Source organism: Candidatus Ichthyocystis sparus (assembly GCF_900078745.1).
Lineage (GTDB): Bacteria > Pseudomonadota > Gammaproteobacteria > Burkholderiales > 2013Ark19i > Ichthyocystis > Ichthyocystis sparus.
Genome location: NZ_FKII01000061.1, coordinates 107,691 through 129,081, shown reverse-complemented (window position 1 = coordinate 129,081; position 21,391 = coordinate 107,691). Strand labels below are relative to the sequence as shown.

Genomic DNA, 21,391 nt, shown 5'->3' with positions numbered 1-21,391 from the left:
GAGGAGTGTGCGTTGCTACATAGTTGGCGGTGCCGTGCGAGACTTTATTATGGGAATTTCCCCAGAAGATCGCGATTGGGCTGTTGTTGGCTCTTCTGTAGAGGAGATGTTGTCTCTTGGCTTTATTCCAGTTGGAAGAGACTTCCCGGTTTTTTTGCATCCTGAAACAAAGGAAGAATATGCCCTAGCCCGTACGGAGAGGAAATTTGGTAAAGGCTATAAGGGCTTTACCATATGTGCAGAGCCTAATGTAAGTTTAGAACAAGACCTTATGCGTAGAGATCTCACAATTAATGCCATTGCCATGGATGAGGAAGGTAACATATTTGATCCTTTTGGCGGCGTTAGTGATATTAAAAATAAGATTCTTAGACATGTTTCTTCTGCATTTTCAGAGGACCCTCTGAGAGTTCTTCGTTTGTCTCGTTTTTCAGCTCGTTATCCTGAGTTTAATGTGCATCCAGATACCATGGAATTATCGCGCCTAATGGTGCAAAACGGTGAATTAAATACTCTGGTTGAGGAGAGAGTGTGGCAAGAGTTAAGTAAGGGATTGGCTGCCCCTTCTCCTCACAAAATGTTTTCATTCTTGTTCCTTTGTAATGCATTTTTTGAGATTTTTAAAGAATTTAAGTACATAACTAAAGATAGTGATTCTATTTCTTTGTTCTTTAGTAGTTCTTCAGATGCAGTGAGAGATCTTGCGGTACCTGAACGATTTGCCTACTATTTTGCGGAATTTCTTAACATAGAAACGTTGTGTTCTATGTGTACTAGAATGAAGATACCTGTTATTTTCAGGCGGCTTGGAATGATATGGCGTCGTTGTTTGGAAAGTTCATGTACGCCTCCAACTACCTCTTCTGATATTGTTGAGTGGTTTGATACACTAGATTTGTGGAGATGCCCAGATAAATTTAGTTCCGTGTCTAAGATTATTGCAAGTCGTATGAGTACGTCCACAAGCGTTTTAGATACTCTTAAAACTGCATTTGATGCTTCCCGCACGGTAAAACTGTTGCCGCATGAGATAGCCTTGCTTTCAGTTAAGGAGATAAAAGACCTTCTTAAAAGAAAAAGAATTATTGCCGTTTCATCCGCAATTTACTGATATCTCTGAAAGACAATGTTCTTACTATACTTATGAATATTCTTACAAAACCTATTCTTCCTGCCCACATGGCTATAGTTAGTAGAGTTGCTTGTTCAGTTGTGAGAATATTCGAAGGTAGTATTGAGTCATTCCATGAAATTCCCATATTGTTAAGTGAAGCTAGTGCCAGAATTAACGATGTCGATATGGATTGGCCGCTAATATTTAATAGAAAGCAAATTGCAAATATGGAACACAAATATAGAGTTAGATTGAGAGTAATTTGCTGAGGAATGTCTTGATATGACTTATAAATTTCAACTATACTGCTTGGATGGAGACTTATAATGATCTCTTTTTTAGCCTTATTTATTAATGATTTTAAGTTGACCAATGAAATGCCAGCTTCATTAGTTTCATTTTTGTATAAGCAGGTTACTAATGACATCATCATTACTACTATAGGTGGCCAGATACTTATACTTTGAGTATCTATTCCTATTCCTGTTACCCAGGCTAAAGTTGTGAGGATGCTATTTTCTGTTGGGTGAATATGTGGCTCAATTATCAATAGCATTATGGTTACTATTATAAACAGTATGCTAATTAGAGCTAGCTTGTCTGAGAATATAGTTCGATTGAGAAATTGTTTTTTTTGTTGTATTTGAAAGAATGAAAAGCTAATCCAAGATATAACCACTATGATAGATAGTATTCTCTTCAAGAAAGATACGTTGTTAGTCACATTGTCTAGGTTTGTATCATAGAAGCTAAGAGATGATAACCTCATCCCAAGGCAAGATGCATCTATCCATTTTATCCCACATATTTTAATTAATAAAATGCACATAATGACTAATGAAATGTAACACGCAATGCAAATAGATAAAGAAGATTCTGTTTCTATTATTGTGGCCTCTGATCTGGAAAAAATCAAAAAGATTGAGTACATTCCACCTACAAAGCAAAGGTAGCTTCTCCAAAAATACAATGATGTAGAATTTGAAACATTAGGTGCAGCTGTTCCAGTAGATGTTATTTGTGAAACTGTATCAAAATATGCTAATGGAAAGTTTTTGCTTATAGAATATAGAGGTATAGTTGCAATTAGGGATAACAATACCCACGAAAAGACGGTTGCTAATAGAGGGTCTGCAGATATTTTGTTCTTAGCGGCAATATCTATGAGATATATTGATAGTAAGCACAGGACTCCTGTTATGCCATAATACCAAGACACTTCTTCCTTGTTATTAGTAGATATAATAAATGTTGCTATACAGACTACACATGTCAAGAAATATATGCTCTTCTGCCGGTCAATAACGCGTCTTCTCAATTAGTGCTCCTTCCCTACAACTATCTACCACCATGAAGGAATATATAGCCTAAGCGGTACAAGGATAATATTAAGTACCAAGAGCAATAGTAGTGGTGAAATATCTATATTGGCAATTGGATTTACAAACTTTCTTATAGTGAGGATAGCAGGTCTAACTATTGTCATGAAGAAAGGAAGGGTTTGATTGCGAGGAGAAATCCATGATAATATCGAGTAAGCTATGGTCGAGAATATGTATATTTCTGTTAGAAGAAACGCTATCTTACATACTGATGCCAGCATCAGTTGAGCAATGCTTATTTCTGCTATGTTTCCCATATTGATAAGTGCCAGTATGGTTCCCTGTGCTATTGTTACTATAAACACCGCCGCTATGCCAGCGCCCATCTTTCCTAGCGGTGGAATTACTCTCCTGATTTTTGTTACCAAGGGGTTGCTTACAGATAGGATAAACAGTCCTATTGGGGAGTGGAATGACATGTTAAGGTGGATCATTATTAGGCGCAGAAGGATAATATAGGAAAAAAAATTGCCTATTGCGCTGACAATTACACTTAGCATTTCTCTCAACATGAGTTTTCCTCCGGAGGCACATTGTTCCGACGGTGTAGTGGTAAGCTCCGCAGTGCCTAATTGTAAGCCAATATTGTACCAGATATTTTTTCCTACTTTGGGGGAATGTTATTAGTGTTAAGTGCTGTATTTATACTGAAAGCGTGCTTATTGGGGGTTGTACAGGGTATTACCGAATTCTTACCTGTATCTAGTTCTGCTCATGTTGTTCTCTTGTCTTCTTTATTGGGTGGTATTGGGCCACATTCTAAGGCAATGCTAATTTTTCTACAGGGAGTGTCGGTTCTTGCTGTAGTACGTTTGTACAGACCTGCTTTGTGGCAAGTAATTGTTAATTACAATACTACTGGTCGCTCTTTCATAATTGGTGTTGCATTGGGAACTTTGCCGTTTGTAGCTATAGGTGGTATAAGTCACGGGTTCGTGGTTAGAAATTTGTTTTCCCCTATGGTTGTTTCCATAAATCTCATTATTGGTGGTTTTGTTTTGATTGTAGCCAACTATTTTTGCCGTATTGATAAATATAATAATATCTCTTCTTTAGATGAAATTAAGCCCTTAACTAGCCTAATGGTAGGGTTAATTCAGGTATTAGCAGTTTTACCCGGTGTTTCTAGGTCTGGTTCTACTATTATTGGTGGCATGTTGTGTGGAATGTCACGTCCTTTGGCAGTTAAATATTCTTTTATTTTGGCTATTCCGCTTCTAACCGCCGTGTCAATTTTTCAAATGTCATCTGTTATTAATTTGTTGACTATGGACGAATGGGTGATATTGTTGATTTCTTCATTAGTAACTTTTTTTATTTCCTGTGCTGTTGTGAGGATACTGGTTGATTTTTTGGGTCATGGGAGTAATAGCCTATTGTTAATTGGCGGGTACCGTGTTTTTTTAGGGATAGCTATTCTCATTTTGTAACTTTGATTTAGTATACCGGAGGTATTTTGTGGTTCTTCAGGAGCTGATGAATAGAGTTTTATCCTACAGCTGTGCCAGTTTCCTTTTTTCTAAGTTAGTTGCTGCATTGTTTGATATTATCTTGGTATTGGCTGCAGTGTTTTTTTTAGCAGGTGTTTTACAGTTTTTGTTTTTTTCTTCTGTGGATACTGAGTTCTCATTTGCGTATCCTACTAATGCCTACACTAGCGTGTCTTTATTTGGGAGCGTGTCTAAAAGTGATACCGCGACTTCTATTTTATCTCATCTAAAGTTGGTTGGTACCATGATTTTGTCTAATGGGCATGGAATGGCCGTTATTTCTGACAAAGATGATTACTCCAATACTTATGTTGTTAAGGTTGGGGATGCCTTGCCTGATGGTTCGGTTCTCAGTGAGGTTGCTGTTGATCACGCAATCATTGACGATCATGGTAGGAAGGTTAGGCTGGAAGATGTTTCTAATCAGGATTTGGTGAAGTTTTAAGTAAGTAATTTTTTAATAATTTTTGTTTTCGAGGTATGGCAATGTCGCGCAGAGGTGGTGTGGGGTTCACATTGATTGAAATTATGGTGGTTGTGGTGATCTTAGGTATTTTGGCAGCTCTTATTGTGCCAAAGGTTATAAATAGGCCAGATGATGCCAGGATTGTAGCCGCTAGACAGGATATATCATCAATTGTGCAGGCGCTAAAGTTGTATCGTTTGGATATTGGGCGTTATCCTACGCAGGATCAGGGCTTAGAAGCTCTGGTAGAGAAGCCTAAAATTGCTCCAATTCCTGTAAATTGGAAAGAAGGAGGATATCTTGATAAATTGCCCAGTGATCCATGGGGAAATTCTTACAAGTACATGATTCCTGGCAAACATGGGGAGATGGATGTCTGTAGCAATGGTGCAGATGGTGAAGATGATAGCAAGCCTGATGCACCCAAAACTATAGTTTGTTTTTCGGATACGTGATCCAGTGCGTGCGGATGGTTTCACCCTAATAGAGGTTTTGGTAGTCATTATGATCATGGGCGTTGTTATGGTTTCCTCCAGTATAGCTTTAGGTAATGGGGACAATTCTAGGATGCGTAGATCCGTTGAGGAGTTGTTGTTAGAGGCTAATTATTTATCTCAGAAATCTGTGTTGAGTAGTAAGTCTTATTCTGTAACTATAAGTGCTCTAGGGATTGATCTTTGGGTGTATGAGGATGGTGGTTGGGTTCCTTTTTCTGAGGAAGGTTTGCCACACCACCGGAGTTGGCCTCTTGAGGGGGTAAAGGTGTCTGGATCTTTGAGTCATGGTGGAAGGGTTTCTTTGTTTTTCTTCCCTGATGGGATGGGATTTCCGGCTGACCTAGTGATAAGATCCCCCGTTTCAAACTATCATCTTACTAGCGATTTTATGGGTAATGTAACTGTTAATCGAGAGTAGCAGTCATGATTCTGGTGCTTTCTTCTTCGCGTGGTTTTACTTTATTGGAAGTTCTTGTAGCGGTTATTTTAGTTGCGATTGGTTTAATGTCTGGTCAGCGCGCCGTTTCTCAATCTATCAATACCTATACCTTTGTTAGGCAACATCAAATTGCGACCTGGGTGGCCCGTAATCAGGCTACCTTGATGTATCTTAATCATAATTGGCCTAATCCAGGAAATGTTTCTTTTGATTGCTCTGATATGGGGTACAAATTCTCGTGTCAGAGACGGGTGTTTTCTACTGAGGATGATTTGTTTCGTGAAGTGGAGTTTTGTGTATTTTCTGATAATAACCATATGCGATTGGCCTGTTTATCAGCGATTATTAATCGTGTGGAGGGAATATTATGAAACTTGATGAGGGCCTAACGCTCATCGAGTTGCTGGTTTCTCTTATCATCGTTTCCATTTTGTCAGTTATAGTCACACGTTCTTTGTCGTCTTTTATACGAGTTAAAGAGCAAACTGACGTTGCTATGAATTCCTTTGATAGACTCTCCAAGGTCTTTTTGGTAATTGATCAGGATGTTACTCAGATAGTGCCGGTTGCTCCTGTAGGTAAAAGATTGGTTGATAATCAATTTTATGCTTTTCCTGTTGGTGTAAAATCTGATACTACTTGGCTTGTTTTTTTAAAAATGTCTCCTGATAACTTAGGTAGGTTAGTTCCGCCAGAAATAGTATCCTACAGGATTATTAATGGGAAACTAGCACGTTTGCACAGACATTCTTATGAGTCAGAAGATAAGACTAAAACAGACGTACTTTTAGATGGAGTGACATCAATACACGCGGAGTATTTTGATAGCGAGCATAAAAAATGGTGTGGCCAGTGGCCTTGTGCTGATTATAAGAGGTATTTTACTCCAACTGCTTTCTCTTTGAGTCTTTCCACTGTTGATGGTTACGAAGTTCATCAAGTTTTTCTTTTGCCGAGGTGATGGATTTTATGAAGCGTTTATCTAAGGGCGCTGTTTTGATGATGACTTTATTAGTTCTTTTTATCATCTCCCTGATAGCGGCGACCTTGATGTCAAGGGCATACTTACAGACATCATTACTATGGAACAGACAAAGCAAGGCCCAGCTCGATTTATTTAATAAAGGGGTTGTCAATTGGGTTAAGGTTATGTTGTGGGTTGACCAGAAGCACCGTACACCTACTACACTGAATGATTCTTGGGCAATTCCTCTTGATCACACGACCATACATGGTGGTACTATAACTGGGAAAATAGATGATGCTCAGTCTCGTTGGAACTGTAACAATATGGTTTACGGTGGCGTGTTGCATAAGTCGCAGGTCATGATTTTTGAAAAGTTGCTACGAATATTAAAACTACCCACAGAACTTGCTATATCATTGGCACAGGCCCTGGTACATGATTCTTTTGGGCACAGTAAGATTCATAGACCAACATATTTAATTGATATATCTGAGCTTTATGCCCTACCAGAGTTTTCGGATACAGTTATTGCTCGACTTAGACCTTATGTTACCGCATTGCCTGGATATACCAAAGTCAACGCTAATACAGCTTCTCCAGAAGTTTTAGCAGCAGTTGTACCATCTTTGGATATGTCATCAGTACAGCATTTGATTGCCAAAAGAGATATGTCCCCATTTTATAATATGGAGGAATTATACTATTTTATAGAAAGTATGATTCCATCATCTAAGTATCCTTTTAGTGAATTGCTGGAAATTGTATTGAGAAGTGACTATTTTTCCCTTTCTGGATTTACAGAAAAAAATGGTGCCAAGAGTCCTATAACAGTTTTGATTAAGAGAGACTTACAGGGAAAACCATATGTGATTTGGTTTAAGCGTTCCTAACCATTTGGTCATTCTAAAGGGGTTATTACGTGAAGGAGCGTATTGTGAGTGAGTTAGCAATTTTTTTACCTGCTGAGAATGATTATCCCTTTCTCATATATGATCCTGTTACTGGCGAAACTTTAGAATCCTTTTTTTCAGAGGATATTAAAGATGGTCGTTTTTCTGGGCGTTATGCTAATGTTGTTATTCCCTTAAGTCGTTTATCAGTAGCTGTTGTTACATTGCCGGGCAATGTAAAACAAAAGAAAAAAGCCCTACCCTATTCTCTAGAGAAATATATTATTGGAGATCTATCTGCGATCGAATTTTTTGTATCCAACTTTGCGTTAACTGATACGGTAGCATATTGGTTAAACAGGGATTGGCTCATATCAGTTTTAGAAAAATTAAAAAATGCTGGGTTACTTATATTGAACGTGGTTGCTCAGCCTAGAGCAATAACTAATAACTCTGGTAATTATCTATGCATGAAGGTTGGAGTAGGATTGTTTTTACTGCGAGGTGATGGGTTTTTCTGGCGTCTTGATGAATCACGTTATGTTATTGATAGGTTAAAAGAGAAATTGGATAAATTTTCTTTGATTTCTTGTGACAGTGAATCCGATGATTTTTTGAAAAACTTTAAACGCATGCGAAGAGATTATAGTTGGTGGCAAGCTAATTTTTCTAGAAATGACAATTGGCTTATATCTAAAGCACTGTGTAGATTTTTATCTAGAAGAAGGCAGTACGAATGGTTGGTTTTGTGCTTTAGAAAATTGTTTTTATCTTCAAGTCTAGTATTTTTTTGTAGTACCATTTTGTTTTCATATGGTTTTATTGATTATCACAGGTATAAAAAAGCTGCGCAGTCTTTGATTAAATCGACATGTACTTCTTTTAATCCTGGGTGTGTATCAGAAAAATTGCGCTTGTTAAAGCATAGTCTTGGTTTAATTGACAGTAGTGATTTTTTGCCTATGATTGCCATACTACAAAGAGCATACAGGGTGGAGTCTCTTCCCGTGGTACATCACATAATTTATGATAGAGGCACATTGAAGATATATTATTCCGGTAAAAAATTATTGCCTACTGCCCATCGTGTTTTGGAAACAGTATTTAAACAGGCAGGATACTTGGTTGATTCGACCGAAGAGAACAACTTTCTTTTGATGGTGGTTAGGTATGTTTAAGGGAGGAAGAAAGAACCTTTTTAGGGCCTGGGAAAAGTTTAAAGTAGCTATTTGCTCTTGTAGAAGTAGGACGATCATTCAGTACATTAAGCTTTATGAGCCTATTTTTTCTCTAGGTGCATCTATTGTAATTTTTCTCATTTCTCTTTTGTTGATATCACAGTCCAGAGTGTTTTTAGATGCATGTTTACAGCAAAGTATCAAGTACTCTGTTATTAAGTCTAGTGTTTCTAGTATAGCAACTTTGTCTAATAAGAAAATTACTGCTGATAAGTCAGTTGATATGGCTATGAGTATTTTAAGAATAGTTATAGATAACTTTTCTCACTACCAGATTAATTTGGAAAAAACAGGAGAAGGTAAGGTTAAGCTTCGTGTTTCTGACATTCCTTTTACTGAGCTGATTAAGATGATTAATGATATCCAACGTGTTTCTCATTGGGTGGTTGAGAACATTAGAATTGATAAACGGGCACTAGAGGGGATTGTAGCAGCTGAATTTTCTTTGCGTGTATTAGGGAAAGAAAATAAATGAAGAAGATTTTGTTATTCTTATTTTTTGTTATAGGTATGTTTTGTTTTGTGCCTTCTAGTGTAATAAATATGGTATTTAAGCACTTTAATGTTCCTTTATTGCTTGAAAATGGATATGGAACGATTTGGTCAGGTGGTGGAGGTATGTTTTTTTCTCCTCCTCCAAAGTCAACATTGAAGCCATTTATAATTCTAGATCAAGTAAATTGGAAAGTTGATTTTAGCCACATATTTTCTAAGGGATTGGTAATTGTTTTTAAGTCTAATAATTTTCTGAAAGATATATTTCTATCTGTGTCTTTGAATAAAATTTCTCTTTCTAGGCTAAAGATTTTTTCTAATGCTGAAATTTTAGAAAAATTAGGGGAGCCACTTCATACTCTTGCGCTCCATGGAGTAGTGACATTTGAATCAAATGGTGTAACATTTGGCAGTGATTCTGTTGTAGGGGAAGCGGTTGCTCATTTTGATTTAATATCATCTCGTCTTGTTCCTGGAGTTAATGTTTTAGGTAGTTATGATTTGCGTATTGGTTTTATCAATAATCGTTCATTAGTTGATCTTTCGTCCAGGGATGATGTTGTTATTCTTAAGGGATCAGGTAAGATCGATTGGAGTAGTAGACATTTTGTGTTCAAAGGGTTTGCTGAAGCCTCTCCACAAGCACCTATATCTGTACAAAAAATTTTACTTCTTGTCGGACGACGTAGTCACGGATCTCGCAGCATTTTGGATATTAATTTCTCTTGGTAATAAAAAGGTTAATTTATGAGGCTGTGCATTTTGGTTGTGTCTTTTGCGTTGAGCTTCGTTTCATATGTTATGGCTGACAGTAGTTATCCAGACAGATCTGGCCTTTTTATAGATATTGATAGAAACAGCAGTGATAGTGTGCTTAAAAAGGATGATGTTGCAAAAGATTATAATAAAAAAAAGCCTGTTCCTTCTACTACTGGTGGCAGTGATGTTAAAGCAACTTTAAATTTTAATCATGCTGATCTTGAAGCAGTTATAAAAGCTGTTGGGTATTTTGTTAAGAAAGATTTTTTAGTTGATCAACGTGTTCATGGGAGTATAAATTTAATTTCTAATGGCCAAGTTTCTCGTAGCCAGGCGTATGATATTTTGCTTGCTTCGCTTCGTATGCAAGGATTCGTTATAGTAGAGGGGGACAAGTTTGTAAAAGTATTGCCTCGTGCTGATGCATTTGGCGAAACTGTAGTGGCAGATTCTTTAGATAAGGTTCCTGATGATCAGATAGTTACCAAGGTTGTAGACTTACAAAGTGCATCATCATCTCAAGTGTTGCGTGCAATTAGGCCGGTGTTTTCTCCCCGAGGTATTTTGACAGCATATCCTGACACTAATACTTTGATTTTTAGTGACTATAAGAACAATATAGTTCAGGCCATGAAAATCATTGATAAATTGGATTCTCACGGAAGTAACTTTGATAGAGTTTTTCTAAAGAACTATACAGCTTACGATATGTCAGTTTTAGTTGCACCTTTAGTTGATCCTAAAACTTTGGGTTTGACTGAAGATCCTGGTAAGAGAGTTTACGTATTGCCTGATAGGGATAATAATTCTCTAATTATTTATGGGGGCACGCGCGACTACAGAAAGAGAATTGTAGATATTATAGGATCTATTGACGACAGAGTAGATCAGTCATCAGACTATCATATAATTTACTTGAAGTATGCTGACGCAAACTATATAGCTGATACTCTAAGGTCGGTTTTTTCTCGTAGTCAGGATAAAAATTCAAAAACCTCATCTATTTCTAATGCAAATACCCTTTCTTCGAATGGCCATACCCCAGAAAGCTATCGTAGTACTGGCATTCAACAAAATCAGCACAGTGGATTTTCGCATGGGTCTTTGTCTGCATTTTCGTCATCTTCCATGGATTCTGATTCTTTGCCTCCAGTTAATAATGGACCAAAGTCTGTTGAGCCAGTGATGTTTTCTGGAGCTACAATTGCGCCAGATGAGTCAATTAATGCTTTAGTTGTATATGCCCCCCATGAAATTTATGTTGCTATTAGAAAATTGATTGATCAATTAGATATTCGTCGTGCTCAGCTTTTTATTGAGTCACTTATAGTTGAGATATCGTCTGACCATGAGGGTGATGCTGGATTTCAGTTTAGTAATTTGTCATCAAAAGGCCCATTTTTTGTAACTAATTTTTCTAATATAGGTTCTTCCATTATCCAATCATCAAATAGCGTTGCTAATTTGGGTACGGGCCTGATTGTAGGTTTACTGCGAGGGTCTATATCTCTTCCTGGTGGCCAGAAGATACTTGATCTTGCTATGTTAGCCAAGTTTTTAGAAACACAGACTCATACTAATATTTTATCTAAGCCTAATTTACTTACTCTTGACAATCAGGAGGCCAAAATTGTTGTAGGACAGAATGTTCCTTTTGTTACAGGGCAATATGTTCCACAGTCAGGATCATCTCAGCAGCCATTTCAAACTATTGAGCGTCAGGATGTTGGATTGACTCTAAATATCCGTCCTCAAATAATGAAGGATGGTCTGGTTAAGCTTGATATATACCAGGAAGTTTCTTCTGTACAACCTAAATCTTTTACTGATGGTACTAGTTCTGCGGCTGATATTGTTACCAGTAAGCGCTCTATTAGTTCTACTGTTATGGTGGATGATGGTCAAATTGTTGCTTTGGGAGGTCTTATAGAAGACAAGTTACGTGATTCGTATCAGAAGGTTCCTTTCTTAAGTAATATACCGATTATTGGAAATTTATTTCGTTCTAGTAATAGAAGCCATCAAAAAACCAATTTAGTCATATTTTTGAGACCAGTAATTATAAGAAATAATCAGGATGTTGATTCCTATACTATGGAGCGCTATCGTTATTTGAAAGTTATTGAAGACAAAGAAAAGCTACCTAGTGTTTTCGGTATACCCAATATGGAGTTTACACTTTTGCCTGATATTGCTAAAGATAACTTACCTGCTGATCATGGCAAGGATAACGTTTGCTCATCAGATGAGCGTTATTTGTTATCAAATTTATGGAAGTCATATGGAAATTGTAACTTATGATTACAGTTCTTCCTTATGCTTATTCTCGTCTACACAACGTTATTATTTCAGACAATGTATTGTTAGTTACTGCTGCCACAGATTTAACTGTTTTAACTGAAGTGTTTCGTTTCTACGGAAGAAATTTTTTTGTTCAGCTGTTGCCGCAGGAGGAGTTTGATCAACAATTGGCAGTTGCTTATTCTGATGCTCAATCAAAGGAGAGTGCATCCGATGTGGTGGATGCAGCTGCTGATGAACTTAATTTGACGGCGTTGCTTGATGATATTCCAGCTAAGGAAGATTTGCTCAATAGTGATAATGATGCCCCCATAGTTAGAACTATTAATGCTTTACTTGCTCAAGCGGTTAGGGATCGTGCCTCTGATATTCATATTGAACCTTTTGAGAATTTATCTTTGGTCAGGTTTCGTGTTGATGGGTTGCTGGTAAATATTGCTAAGCCTAGGCGTTCTTTGCATGCTCCCATTGTTTCTCGTATAAAAGTGATGTCCAAGATGGACATAGCTGAGAAGAGATTGCCTCAGGACGGTCGAATTGCTATTCGGTTAGGAAGTAAGCAAGTTGATGTTCGTGTTTCAACATTACCTACTGTTTACGGAGAAAGGGTTGTTATCCGCATTCTAGATAAGGAACGTGGAATTTTGACTTTTGAGTCCCTAGGATTGTCTAGTGATATTAGAGCTAAGGTTAGTCGCATTTTATCTATGCCACATGGAATTTTATTGGTTACTGGTCCGACTGGATCTGGTAAAACTACGACTTTGTATGCTGCTTTGAGAAGTTTTACTGATATATCCAATAAAAACATTATGACTGTTGAAGATCCTGTGGAGTATGACCTAGAAGGAATATCTCAGACTGGCGTTAATGCTCGTATTGGTATGGATTTTGCTAGATCTCTGCGATCTATTCTTCGTCAAGATCCGGATGTTGTGATGATTGGTGAGATTAGAGACGTGGAAACTGCACAAATAGCTGTTCAGGCTAGCTTGACTGGTCACTTTGTGTTGGCAACCCTGCACACAAATGACTCTTTGAGTGCCATCACCAGGTTACGAGATATGGGAATTGAGCCTTTTTTATTGGCCCCGGTTATACGTGGTGTTATAGCTCAGCGCTTGGTTAGGCGTGTTTGTTCTCACTGTGTAAGTTTTAAGGAGAGTTCATCTGCGGTTTCCAAATTATTGTCTTTACCTGAAGGTGCTATGGTTCCGGTGGCTGTTGGTTGTGAGAATTGTAGGTTTAGTGGTTACTCTGGAAGAGTTGGTGTTTTCGAGTTACTAGAAGTATCGCCTCAGTTGGAGGCCATGATTCACTCTTGTGTATCTGAGCAAATATTGCGTGATAACGCTATCCAACAAGGCTTTAGGACTCTTAAGGAGGATGCTTGTCGTTTGGTTAGAGACGGTTTTACTACCCCAGAGGAGGTTTTGTTGCTAGGTAGAGAGATAGAATATGCCGGTTTATAAATATAAGGCTATTGATTCTTTGGGTAAGCCCTGTGCTGGTGTGATTGAGTCTGACAGTGAACGTCTTGCCCGCCAAAGTATTTTGCAGCAGGGTCTTACTTTGTTAGAAATTAGGGGCGCTGACTATTCAGATAGAGGTTTTTTTGTATTTAGGGAATCTCTCAGCTCATCTGACCAGGTTCTGTTTGCGCGGCAGTTGAGTATTTTGTTATCTGCTGGGTTGACCATAGAAGATTCTTTGCTTGCCCTTGTGCAGCAATCAGAAAAAAAACACTTTCGAGCCACTGTAGCTGTTTTGCGTTCTGATATTTTAGAGGGAAGTACTTTGGCGGACGCTTTGCTAAAAAGGGGTAAAGATTTTCCTAAATTTTTTTCAATGTTAGTTCGTGCAGGTGAGATGTCCGGCAGTCTTTCGGAAGTTTTGTCATTGTTGTCTGACTATCTAGAAAATCGCCAGCAGCTTTTTCAAAAGGTGGTAGGAGCGTTAGTTTATCCTGCCATTGTTACGGTATTTTCCATGTTTGTTATAGTCTTGATGATGGTTTATGTTGTTCCGCAAGTTGTGGGTGTGTTTGCGCATTCAAAACATCAATTGCCGTTTCTAACGCGTTTCCTAATAGGGGCAAGTTATTTTTTGAAGAAGTATGGATTGTTAATTTTGTTACTATTGGGAATAGGTGTGATATTGTTCTGCAGATGGGTTAGATTGGAAGATAGATTGTTTAAAGTTCATAGGTTTATTAACAAATTTCCTGTGGTTGGTCGTCTCATTATTGCCCTTAATACTGCACGCTTTTCCGCTACATTAGCAATATTGCTTAAAGGCGGGGTATCTTTGTTACAGGCTTTGTCTATATCTGCTGAATCGGTGCAGAATTTTCCCTTACGAAGGCTTATTAATAGATCTGAGACATTGGTGAGCGAGGGTGCTACTCTTGCGAGTGCTTTATCTGCGGAAAGATTTTTGCCTGCTATATTTTTACATTTAATTGCAAATGGTGAGAAGACAGGACAGCTGCCAGCACTTTTAGATAAGGCAAGTAATATTATGCAAAGGGATGCTGAGCGCCGGATAATGTTGTTTGCCAGTTTGCTGGAACCCATACTTATTATGTTAACAGGGGGGATTGTCCTATCGATAGTGTTAGCTATACTAATTCCTATTCTAGATATGAACACTCTAGTTAAGTAGTTCTTAATATTTTTATTGAGAATCCACATAATGCCCAGCAAATAGTTATTACTTGAGTTTTTGATGACAAATGCAATAATTGTGCTTTCTGCGGACGCAAGTACCGCTGTTATCATGAATTTATATAATCCCAGTTAACGTAGAGACTATAGATTGCCATAACTATCGTATATAGCGAAACAAAAAATGTAACTGTGAGTATAAAGATAGAAAGTACGCCATTTACTATATCGTTACAGGATGTCCTTGATACTTCGTTTTGATTATTCGCTGCACCTACACTATCATCGCTATTGCTATCTTCATATGTAGACAGCATAGACATTGGTTCTGCGTTTCTATCTCTGCCACCAACATAATACATGCGTCTACCGTATGATTCACGAACAGAGTTGTAAGACGGCGGGTCATAAGCTGGCAGGAAGAAGGGGTTGGCCATGTTTCCTGCGATAGATTCTTCGTAAGAAGGCAGGTAGCAGTTATCAAGGGAGATAGGTATGCTATTTTCAGGTATTTCTGCATCCGAGCTGCTAGTATTTCCCTGATTTTCGGTAGTTTGTATGTGAGTCTGATGATCCGGTGTTTGGTGTGTAAATGTTACTTCAATGTAGATATCTTCTTCTAATGACGAAGAACTAACTCTGTCAGCCGTAAATAGATTAGGCATTGAATTTGTGCGCGCAGCTAAACCACTGAAATTTTCCTGGTCTTCGGCAGGTTGTATATGAGTCAAATTATCTAATGTTTGGTGAGATATTAATGATATTTGATTATCATTAATAGAAATAGAAGATGCTGCTTCAAAGTAGTCCTCTTCTTCTGATGACGAAGAACTAACACTGTCAGCTGTAGATATACCAGCCACTAAATTTGCACGCACGGTTGGATTCCTGAAAAACTTAAAACACACTCTTATGCTACCTAGTTTAATTTGATATAGATAGGAACTATGATGTGTATTGGTAGATTATATATAACAATGTGACATTTATTTTACATTATTTGGATTGCGTTATATTGCGTGTGCTATGCATAATTTGTTTTGTCATAGTTAGTTAAAAAACCAGAGCTATGCTAGGCGTTTTAGTCTCATGACATTAGAATAATTTCCACTGATATTCTCACATTTATTGGTAGAGTTTTTAGTCACTGTATAACAAAGGCATATGCCAATATATGGCAAATGTATATTCATTGTAGATCTTACTTTACTACAGCAAGATATAAACATCATGCAGTAAGTATTAGAACAAGTATATGATTAAAAACGAGTTGACTCTACGTGTAGTCAAAGTTAAAATGATGCGCGCGTACCGTACGTGCGTCTAGACCAAGACCACGTTATAAGAACAATATACACAGATTAAATACATACCTATGTTTCACCGCAACCTATCCCACTTACACACAATGTAATACTGTAAATTACTTAATGACAGAAAATAAAAACCAGCAAGATGATATATCTTATTTGTACGGCAACCAAAAACTTATTTTTGGTAAATAACCACATGTTCTAACCAAGATGTAGTTACATCCTATTATTATGGTGCAGCAGGTGAAGAGGAGTTATTTCCACCACCACTGTCGTTATTTAATCCTTTTTCGTAGTCTCTTCCATATACGAATCCTATGCCAAACATAGCAGCTAGTATTACAATTATAATCAAAGCCCATACGAAGAAACCGCAATATGTAGATGCACTAACACCACTGTGGCAACAACGAAAAACCAGTTCATCCTCCTCCTCCTCCTCAGGACCTCTTCTCACTGCATCAGCGTTTTGTGCTTCTTCTATACGACGTGCAGCACCTCCCATGACGAGGCTCATTCTTCCTGCAGGATGTCCACTTGCAGTTTCTCCATCAACACCATATCTGGGCAACAATACAAGTTGAAGTTGGTCTCCATTACCCACAAGCCTACTCTCGCCACCTAAAATTGGCATTGAGTCATATGAGGGGGGGGGGTCAGTCAATTCATAGTCAGATCCCTGTAGATTTGCAGGATTGGCAGAATAGGGGGGAGGTGGCAAGCCTACGTCGTATACTGTGTCTTGATTATTTCCACCTTGTTCACCCCTTCTGCTATTTCCTTGATTATTTCCACCTTGGTTACCCCTTCTGCCGTTACCCCCTCTTATCCACCTAACTAATGACAATCCACCACCGGTACCTGTTGGTCCCATAGTACCAGTACCATTTTGCATACCCCCATCTGGTGTTTCATGATGCTCCATAGCCAATTCTACATGATCACCTTCCTGCGCCTCATTACCGGGAGACTCTCCTCCCATAGTGGTGACAGGTGTTGTATTATCCATAAAACCAAATCCTTCCTTGATAAGCTAGATTTGCTTTGGTCTTATGCACTTCACATAAAAATAGATACTAGTGCGGCATTCATACTAGAACATGAAAAATCATGCGCCCATACTATTATTATCATGAAGTAGCGCTCAAACTAACTATTATTAAGTTTTGCACATTGCATAACACACGGTTATCGTTATTATATGTATACCCTTTAGTCATAATGCCTAGATGACCATGGCCACTAATTATCACTCGTACGACAAAATTTGATAACAGAACCAAGTACCACTTTTTATAGTAGAACCAGGGATCATTTAACGTACATTAAGGCATCATTATTAATAAATTGGGAAAAACATCTAGGTTACTACTATAATTTTATGTACATAGGTTTTTGACTATTGATTTTTGTCTGCTTGGCGTAGCTTTTACCTAAAAATTTCAATATTGACATATTGGATAAAAAAATAGATTAAATTTTTTTATTATGAAGTAAGTATTTGAATGATTAGATTGCCATAGTTAGTAACAATTTTGCTGTTTTGTAAAAATATAATAATGACATACGTGTTTGCCCTAACATAAAAAATTAGAATTTATATGTCATGGATTACACCTAGATCGCTATTAGGTTCACATAAACTTACATCTACTACCAAAGTAAGATAGCTATTTATTTTTCTTCTTTTATAATATTGGCAAATCTTCTTGTATAATATTGCAAAGTTAATCAATTAATTATCAATAATGTTTAATAGGTAAAAACATGTACTATGCTTGGATTTTAGTTTAGTGCATATTTATTGTTTATGACAAACTTATAATTTGATTATGGTCTGTTTTAGTATCTCGTATATCATGTAATAGATAGTTTAATTTATTAAATATTAACGCCGTTTGCTTTTTGTTAGTTTACATACATAAATGTGTACCCAAACAGTATACAGATGTTCGTACGTTACATCCGTAGTCCTATTGAATTTGCTAGTACTGTATAAAGTACTAGATCTATCATAGGTTATTGTATATTACTCGTAGGAGGTACAATCAGGTGTGTTTACGGTTTTGCTGGCCTTTAATTTATTACCTGTATAGTTTGCGGTTTAGTAATTTTAGACTAGTATAGAAGCTAATTTATGTGTCCAGCTCCAGTATCCTGGTTGCTTAATTTGGATATTATTTTTTCTACTTGTTTTTTGTAAAAATTCCTGTAGCACAGAAAAGCTTTTTCAAGTCCTATACCGCTATGTGTATCAAGTAGAATCCAACGACGAAGGATAGTATTAATGGCAGTGACAGCCATTCCCTAATAGTTCTTCCCTTTTTTAGGTGGTGGGTTAGTATTATACCAGCAGAAGATCCAAACCATAAAAGTGATCCACCAAATCCAACAGAGAATGCAAGTAATGGCCAGTTATATCCTTTTTGTTCGATGGCCATAGCAGTCAATGGTATATTATCAATACAGGCTGATACTATACCTATAATTAGCGTAGAAAGTGCAGATGGCGTTGGCAGCGATGAGATATTTATTAGGTGAGCGTTTACAATAAGTCCTAGCAGTATTATATGTCCAGACATATTACCTATAATGTTTTTTCGTGGAATGTTTCTGGTAATCGCAGTTAGGAAACACATAAAAAGCATGAATATGCCAGTAATTGGGTAATCTTTAATAAGTTGCGTATCCGTGTATCTGTTCTTTATTGAGTTGGTTACTATGAGCATTAACAATAAAAAAGCAACTAATAGCAATCTGGTTTTGTCCACTGGTAAGTGAGTTTTGTCTACCGGTAAATGAGTTTCGTTATTACTTGACATACCTTGACAGTTTTCTATTTTAGTTTTTTTGTACTGATTTAATGAGGCTGGGATACCAAATAAAAATAAAGCAATTACTGAACCGTAGAATGCATAGATAAGCTTTGTCGCAGGAACACCTGAAAGCCACAGCATAGTAGTTGTGGTATCGCCAAGTGCGCTTCCAGCCCCACCGGCGTTAGCTGCAGCTACTATAGCAGCAATAAATTGTACACTTATGTTGCCTATGATCTTTTGAGCTACAGTTCCGCACACAAGAGCCGCAAGTATATTATCTAGAAATGTAGATAGGAGAAAAGTAATCAATAGTAAACAGAAGTATCCCATGGCATTTCTAGGAATGATGCGCTTTATTACAAGGGTTATTCGGGATCGTTCAATGTGCTCTGATACAAAAGAGAAAGTTGTCAATATAAAAAATAAATCTATTAGGAAAGTAATGTTAGATGTTATTGGTAGAAAAATATTACCCAATGATTCGTGACTAACTAGTAATCTACTGGCAACAATAGATACAGATCCCGCAAAAATAAAAAACTTACTGTGTTTTTCAAAAAGAGCTATGCATAACACTGAAAGTAGAAAAAAAAATATGTCCATTTTTTATCCCTGATATAGCTACTAATAATTGCTAAATATTAATTGGTAGCTATTCAACTGTTACAGACTTTGCTAGATTTCGTGGTTTATCAATCTCCAACCTGCGTGCTTGAGCTGTAAATCTAGCTAACTGTTGAATAATAATGCTCATGCAAAATGGTCTGCACAATCTGTTGATATTGTTGATAAATATTCCCTTACCATCTACACTTAGACCATCTCCAACTGCCATGATGAGTGTTTCCCCTTTTCTGGTTGTTACTTGCGAATGGTGTGCACGTACTTGGGAGAACACATTGCTATTGGTTATGATAAATACCACAAGAAGTTTGTCGTCAACCATTGCCAATGGACCATGCTTGAACTCTCCAGATGAGTATCCCTCAGCGTGAATATATGCCAATTCCTTTATTTTTAGTGCTGCCTCCAGGGCCAGTGAGTAATCTTCATTCTTTCCTAGAAAAATTATGTTTTGTTGTTGACTAAATTGTTTTGCATAGTTAACAAATACATTCTCATTCATACTCAGTACTTCTTTCATGGAAGAAGGAATCGTACGCACCATATTACAAAGATTAACTATTTCATCTTTACTTGCACATGGTTTTTTTGATTTGAGTGAAATTGCTAAAATAAGTAGGCACAATAGCTGCGATGAAAAAGTCTTTGTTGAAGCTACACTTATCTCAATTCCAGCTTGTATGTTCCAGAAAAAGTCAGTTTTTCTCGCTAAAGTTGAGTTTTCAGCGTTACATAAAGCTAAAGTCAGTGCTTTTTTTGTAGTTGGCATGCGCGAAAGAGCCGCCAATGTATCTGCTGTTTCTCCTGATTGAGAAATAAATATTACTAGACTGTTATCTAGTATTTGGCATGGGTATCCTTTAAACTGACTGGCTATATCAACTTCCGTATGAATTTCTGCAATATCCTCTAACCAGTTTTTTGCGAGAACAGCTGCATGGTAACTACTTCCACAACCAATAATATAAACATTTTGAATGTCATTAAGTGACTGCCAAAACTCTTTTGTTAATTCATCGTTTGGAGAAACGCCATCATTATCTATAAAACGATCTATTATGTTTGATAGTACTTGCGGCTGTTCGTACGTTTCTTTTTCCATAAACGTGTTGTACTTGGAATTAAGTTGAAAGTGGTTGCTGGGAAATATAATTTTTCTTTCGTGACGTTTTACTGTAATTTTATTTTTATCGATAATGTGTATACCATTTGGCGAGCAATGTGCTATATCATAGTCCTGTAATTCAGAAAAGTTAGTGCTCAGATGTGCTATACCTAGTGGATCAGACGATGCTAGTATGCCCCATATTGTTTTTGCTACCACTATAGGAGAAGAATATTTAGTTATATATATCTCTCTTGGGAATTCTGTATCTATAACCGCTAAGGCGAAAGATCCCTCTATGAGTCTCGTAGTGTTTATTATGGCGTCAAGTGTGCTAAGGCCCTTATTTTTTTTCCACCAAACTATTATGGATGCTAGTACTTCGGAGTCAGTCTCAGAAGATAGTGGTTCAGTATTAGGGAATTTAACCAAGAGTTCTCTGACGTTTTCTACGATACCATTATGTGCTAATACGATGTTCTCGAACAGCAAGGGGTGGACGTTTCTTTCATCGAGTTGTCCATGTGTGGCCCATCTTGTGTGTCCTATTCCGGTAGTGCCGAATAGTCCCTGTTCCTCTGTTTTCTTTTTAAGCTCAGATATTCTTCCCACTGTTCGTATTCTATGAGTTTGTGGCGTTGTCACAGCTATCCCCGCTGAATCGTATCCCCTGTACTCTAGGGCCTCCAAACTTTTTATGATAGCCGGCACAACGTTTTCCCGGGATAATGCTGCTACTATTCCACACATTGACGGTTTCTTTCCTGCAAATAAGTAAATTGGTAGAAAGCTGGATTATGCCGTAAAAATTATCAGTTAATGTCTC

General features: G+C 37.4%; 22 protein-coding genes. 17 read left to right on the top strand and 5 right to left on the bottom strand.

From position 1 onward, the window contains the following. Positions 1-7: 7 nt before the first annotated feature. From A6733_RS09700 to A6733_RS09025, 4 genes are all read left to right on the top strand, one after another. The gene (locus tag A6733_RS09700) at positions 8-1,111 is read left to right on the top strand and encodes a tRNA nucleotidyltransferase/poly(A) polymerase-related protein (RefSeq protein WP_139057493.1); all 1,104 of its coding nucleotides are present in this window, start codon (positions 8-10) and stop codon (positions 1,109-1,111) included. A 68-nt stretch (positions 1,112-1,179) separates the two neighbouring features. Further along, positions 1,180-1,383: a hypothetical protein gene (locus tag A6733_RS09445; protein WP_141663002.1), complete on the top strand. Its 204-nt coding sequence runs from the start codon at positions 1,180-1,182 to the stop codon at positions 1,381-1,383. Between the two features lie 57 nt (positions 1,384-1,440). Continuing rightward, positions 1,441-1,581 (top strand): hypothetical protein, encoded by a 141-nt coding sequence (locus tag A6733_RS09030; protein ID WP_176695522.1) that lies wholly within the window; start codon positions 1,441-1,443, stop codon positions 1,579-1,581. 588 nt (positions 1,582-2,169) lie between these two features. Beyond that, positions 2,170-2,322: a hypothetical protein gene (locus A6733_RS09025; RefSeq protein ID WP_175330498.1), complete on the top strand. Its 153-nt coding sequence runs from the start codon at positions 2,170-2,172 to the stop codon at positions 2,320-2,322. A 134-nt stretch (positions 2,323-2,456) separates the two neighbouring features. Here the strand turns inward: A6733_RS09025 and A6733_RS06250 are convergent, their stop codons facing one another. Continuing rightward, positions 2,457-3,008: a YggT family protein gene (locus A6733_RS06250; protein ID WP_092402298.1), complete on the bottom strand. Its 552-nt coding sequence runs from the start codon at positions 3,006-3,008 to the stop codon at positions 2,457-2,459. A 114-nt stretch (positions 3,009-3,122) separates the two neighbouring features. Here A6733_RS06250 and A6733_RS06245 point away from each other — a divergent pair, with 114 nt between their 5' ends. Genes A6733_RS06245 through A6733_RS06185 form a run of 13 tightly spaced genes read left to right on the top strand, consistent with a single transcriptional unit; the run spans position 3,123 to position 14,702 of the window. Then, a complete protein-coding gene (locus A6733_RS06245; protein ID WP_175330499.1) occupies positions 3,123-3,926 on the top strand; it encodes an undecaprenyl-diphosphate phosphatase in 804 nt (267 codons plus the stop codon). Positions 3,927-3,972: 46 nt separating this feature from the next. Continuing rightward, positions 3,973-4,431 (top strand): type II secretion system protein N, encoded by a 459-nt coding sequence (locus A6733_RS06240; RefSeq protein WP_139057436.1) that lies wholly within the window; start codon positions 3,973-3,975, stop codon positions 4,429-4,431. 35 nt (positions 4,432-4,466) lie between these two features. Then, positions 4,467-4,907: a type II secretion system major pseudopilin GspG gene (gene gspG, locus A6733_RS06235; protein ID WP_092402289.1), complete on the top strand. Its 441-nt coding sequence runs from the start codon at positions 4,467-4,469 to the stop codon at positions 4,905-4,907. A gap of 4 nt (positions 4,908-4,911) precedes the next feature. Then, on the top strand, positions 4,912-5,367 hold the full coding sequence (locus A6733_RS06230) for a prepilin-type N-terminal cleavage/methylation domain-containing protein (RefSeq protein ID WP_175330501.1): 456 nt from the start codon (positions 4,912-4,914) through the stop codon (positions 5,365-5,367). Positions 5,368-5,372: 5 nt separating this feature from the next. Continuing rightward, the gene (gene gspI, locus A6733_RS06225) at positions 5,373-5,759 is read left to right on the top strand and encodes a type II secretion system minor pseudopilin GspI (RefSeq protein WP_092402283.1); all 387 of its coding nucleotides are present in this window, start codon (positions 5,373-5,375) and stop codon (positions 5,757-5,759) included. After that, on the top strand, positions 5,756-6,349 hold the full coding sequence (locus A6733_RS06220) for a PulJ/GspJ family protein (protein WP_092402280.1): 594 nt from the start codon (positions 5,756-5,758) through the stop codon (positions 6,347-6,349). Before gspI ends, A6733_RS06220 begins: the two co-directional genes overlap by 4 nt. An 8-nt stretch (positions 6,350-6,357) precedes the next feature. Continuing rightward, entirely contained in the window at positions 6,358-7,245 is an 888-nt protein-coding gene (gene gspK, locus A6733_RS06215) for a type II secretion system minor pseudopilin GspK (RefSeq protein WP_175330502.1), read from the top strand. Between the two features lie 29 nt (positions 7,246-7,274). After that, positions 7,275-8,423 carry a hypothetical protein gene (locus tag A6733_RS06210; RefSeq protein ID WP_092402275.1) on the top strand — a complete coding sequence of 383 codons (1,149 nt, stop codon included), beginning with the start codon at positions 7,275-7,277 and terminating at the stop codon, positions 8,421-8,423. After that, the gene (locus A6733_RS06205) at positions 8,416-8,958 is read left to right on the top strand and encodes a type II secretion system protein M (RefSeq protein ID WP_092402272.1); all 543 of its coding nucleotides are present in this window, start codon (positions 8,416-8,418) and stop codon (positions 8,956-8,958) included. Before A6733_RS06210 ends, A6733_RS06205 begins: the two co-directional genes overlap by 8 nt. Beyond that, a complete protein-coding gene (gene gspN, locus A6733_RS06200) occupies positions 8,955-9,710 on the top strand; it encodes a type II secretion system protein N (protein ID WP_092402269.1) in 756 nt (251 codons plus the stop codon). Before A6733_RS06205 ends, gspN begins: the two co-directional genes overlap by 4 nt. A gap of 15 nt (positions 9,711-9,725) precedes the next feature. Next, on the top strand, positions 9,726-12,038 hold the full coding sequence (gspD, locus tag A6733_RS06195) for a type II secretion system secretin GspD (protein WP_092402266.1): 2,313 nt from the start codon (positions 9,726-9,728) through the stop codon (positions 12,036-12,038). Continuing rightward, a complete protein-coding gene (locus A6733_RS06190) occupies positions 12,035-13,510 on the top strand; it encodes a GspE/PulE family protein (protein ID WP_092402263.1) in 1,476 nt (491 codons plus the stop codon). The genes gspD and A6733_RS06190 overlap by 4 nt, the downstream gene beginning before the upstream one ends. Beyond that, positions 13,497-14,702: a type II secretion system F family protein gene (locus A6733_RS06185; protein WP_092402260.1), complete on the top strand. Its 1,206-nt coding sequence runs from the start codon at positions 13,497-13,499 to the stop codon at positions 14,700-14,702. Before A6733_RS06190 ends, A6733_RS06185 begins: the two co-directional genes overlap by 14 nt. A 112-nt stretch (positions 14,703-14,814) precedes the next feature. Here A6733_RS06185 and A6733_RS06180 read toward each other — a convergent pair whose 3' ends face one another. From A6733_RS06180 to glmS, 4 genes are all read right to left on the bottom strand, one after another. Next, positions 14,815-15,582, bottom strand: coding sequence for a hypothetical protein (locus A6733_RS06180; RefSeq protein WP_092411171.1), 768 nt, complete (start codon positions 15,580-15,582; stop codon positions 14,815-14,817). 664 nt (positions 15,583-16,246) lie between these two features. Next, positions 16,247-17,026, bottom strand: a complete 780-nt coding sequence (locus tag A6733_RS06175; RefSeq protein WP_092402254.1) for a hypothetical protein — start codon at positions 17,024-17,026, stop codon at positions 16,247-16,249. Between the two features lie 1,228 nt (positions 17,027-18,254). Next, positions 18,255-19,439, bottom strand: coding sequence for a hypothetical protein (locus tag A6733_RS06170; protein WP_092401227.1), 1,185 nt, complete (start codon positions 19,437-19,439; stop codon positions 18,255-18,257). A 49-nt stretch (positions 19,440-19,488) separates the two neighbouring features. Further along, a complete protein-coding gene (glmS, locus tag A6733_RS06165) occupies positions 19,489-21,315 on the bottom strand; it encodes a glutamine--fructose-6-phosphate transaminase (isomerizing) (RefSeq protein WP_092411172.1) in 1,827 nt (608 codons plus the stop codon). Positions 21,316-21,391 lie beyond the last annotated feature (76 nt).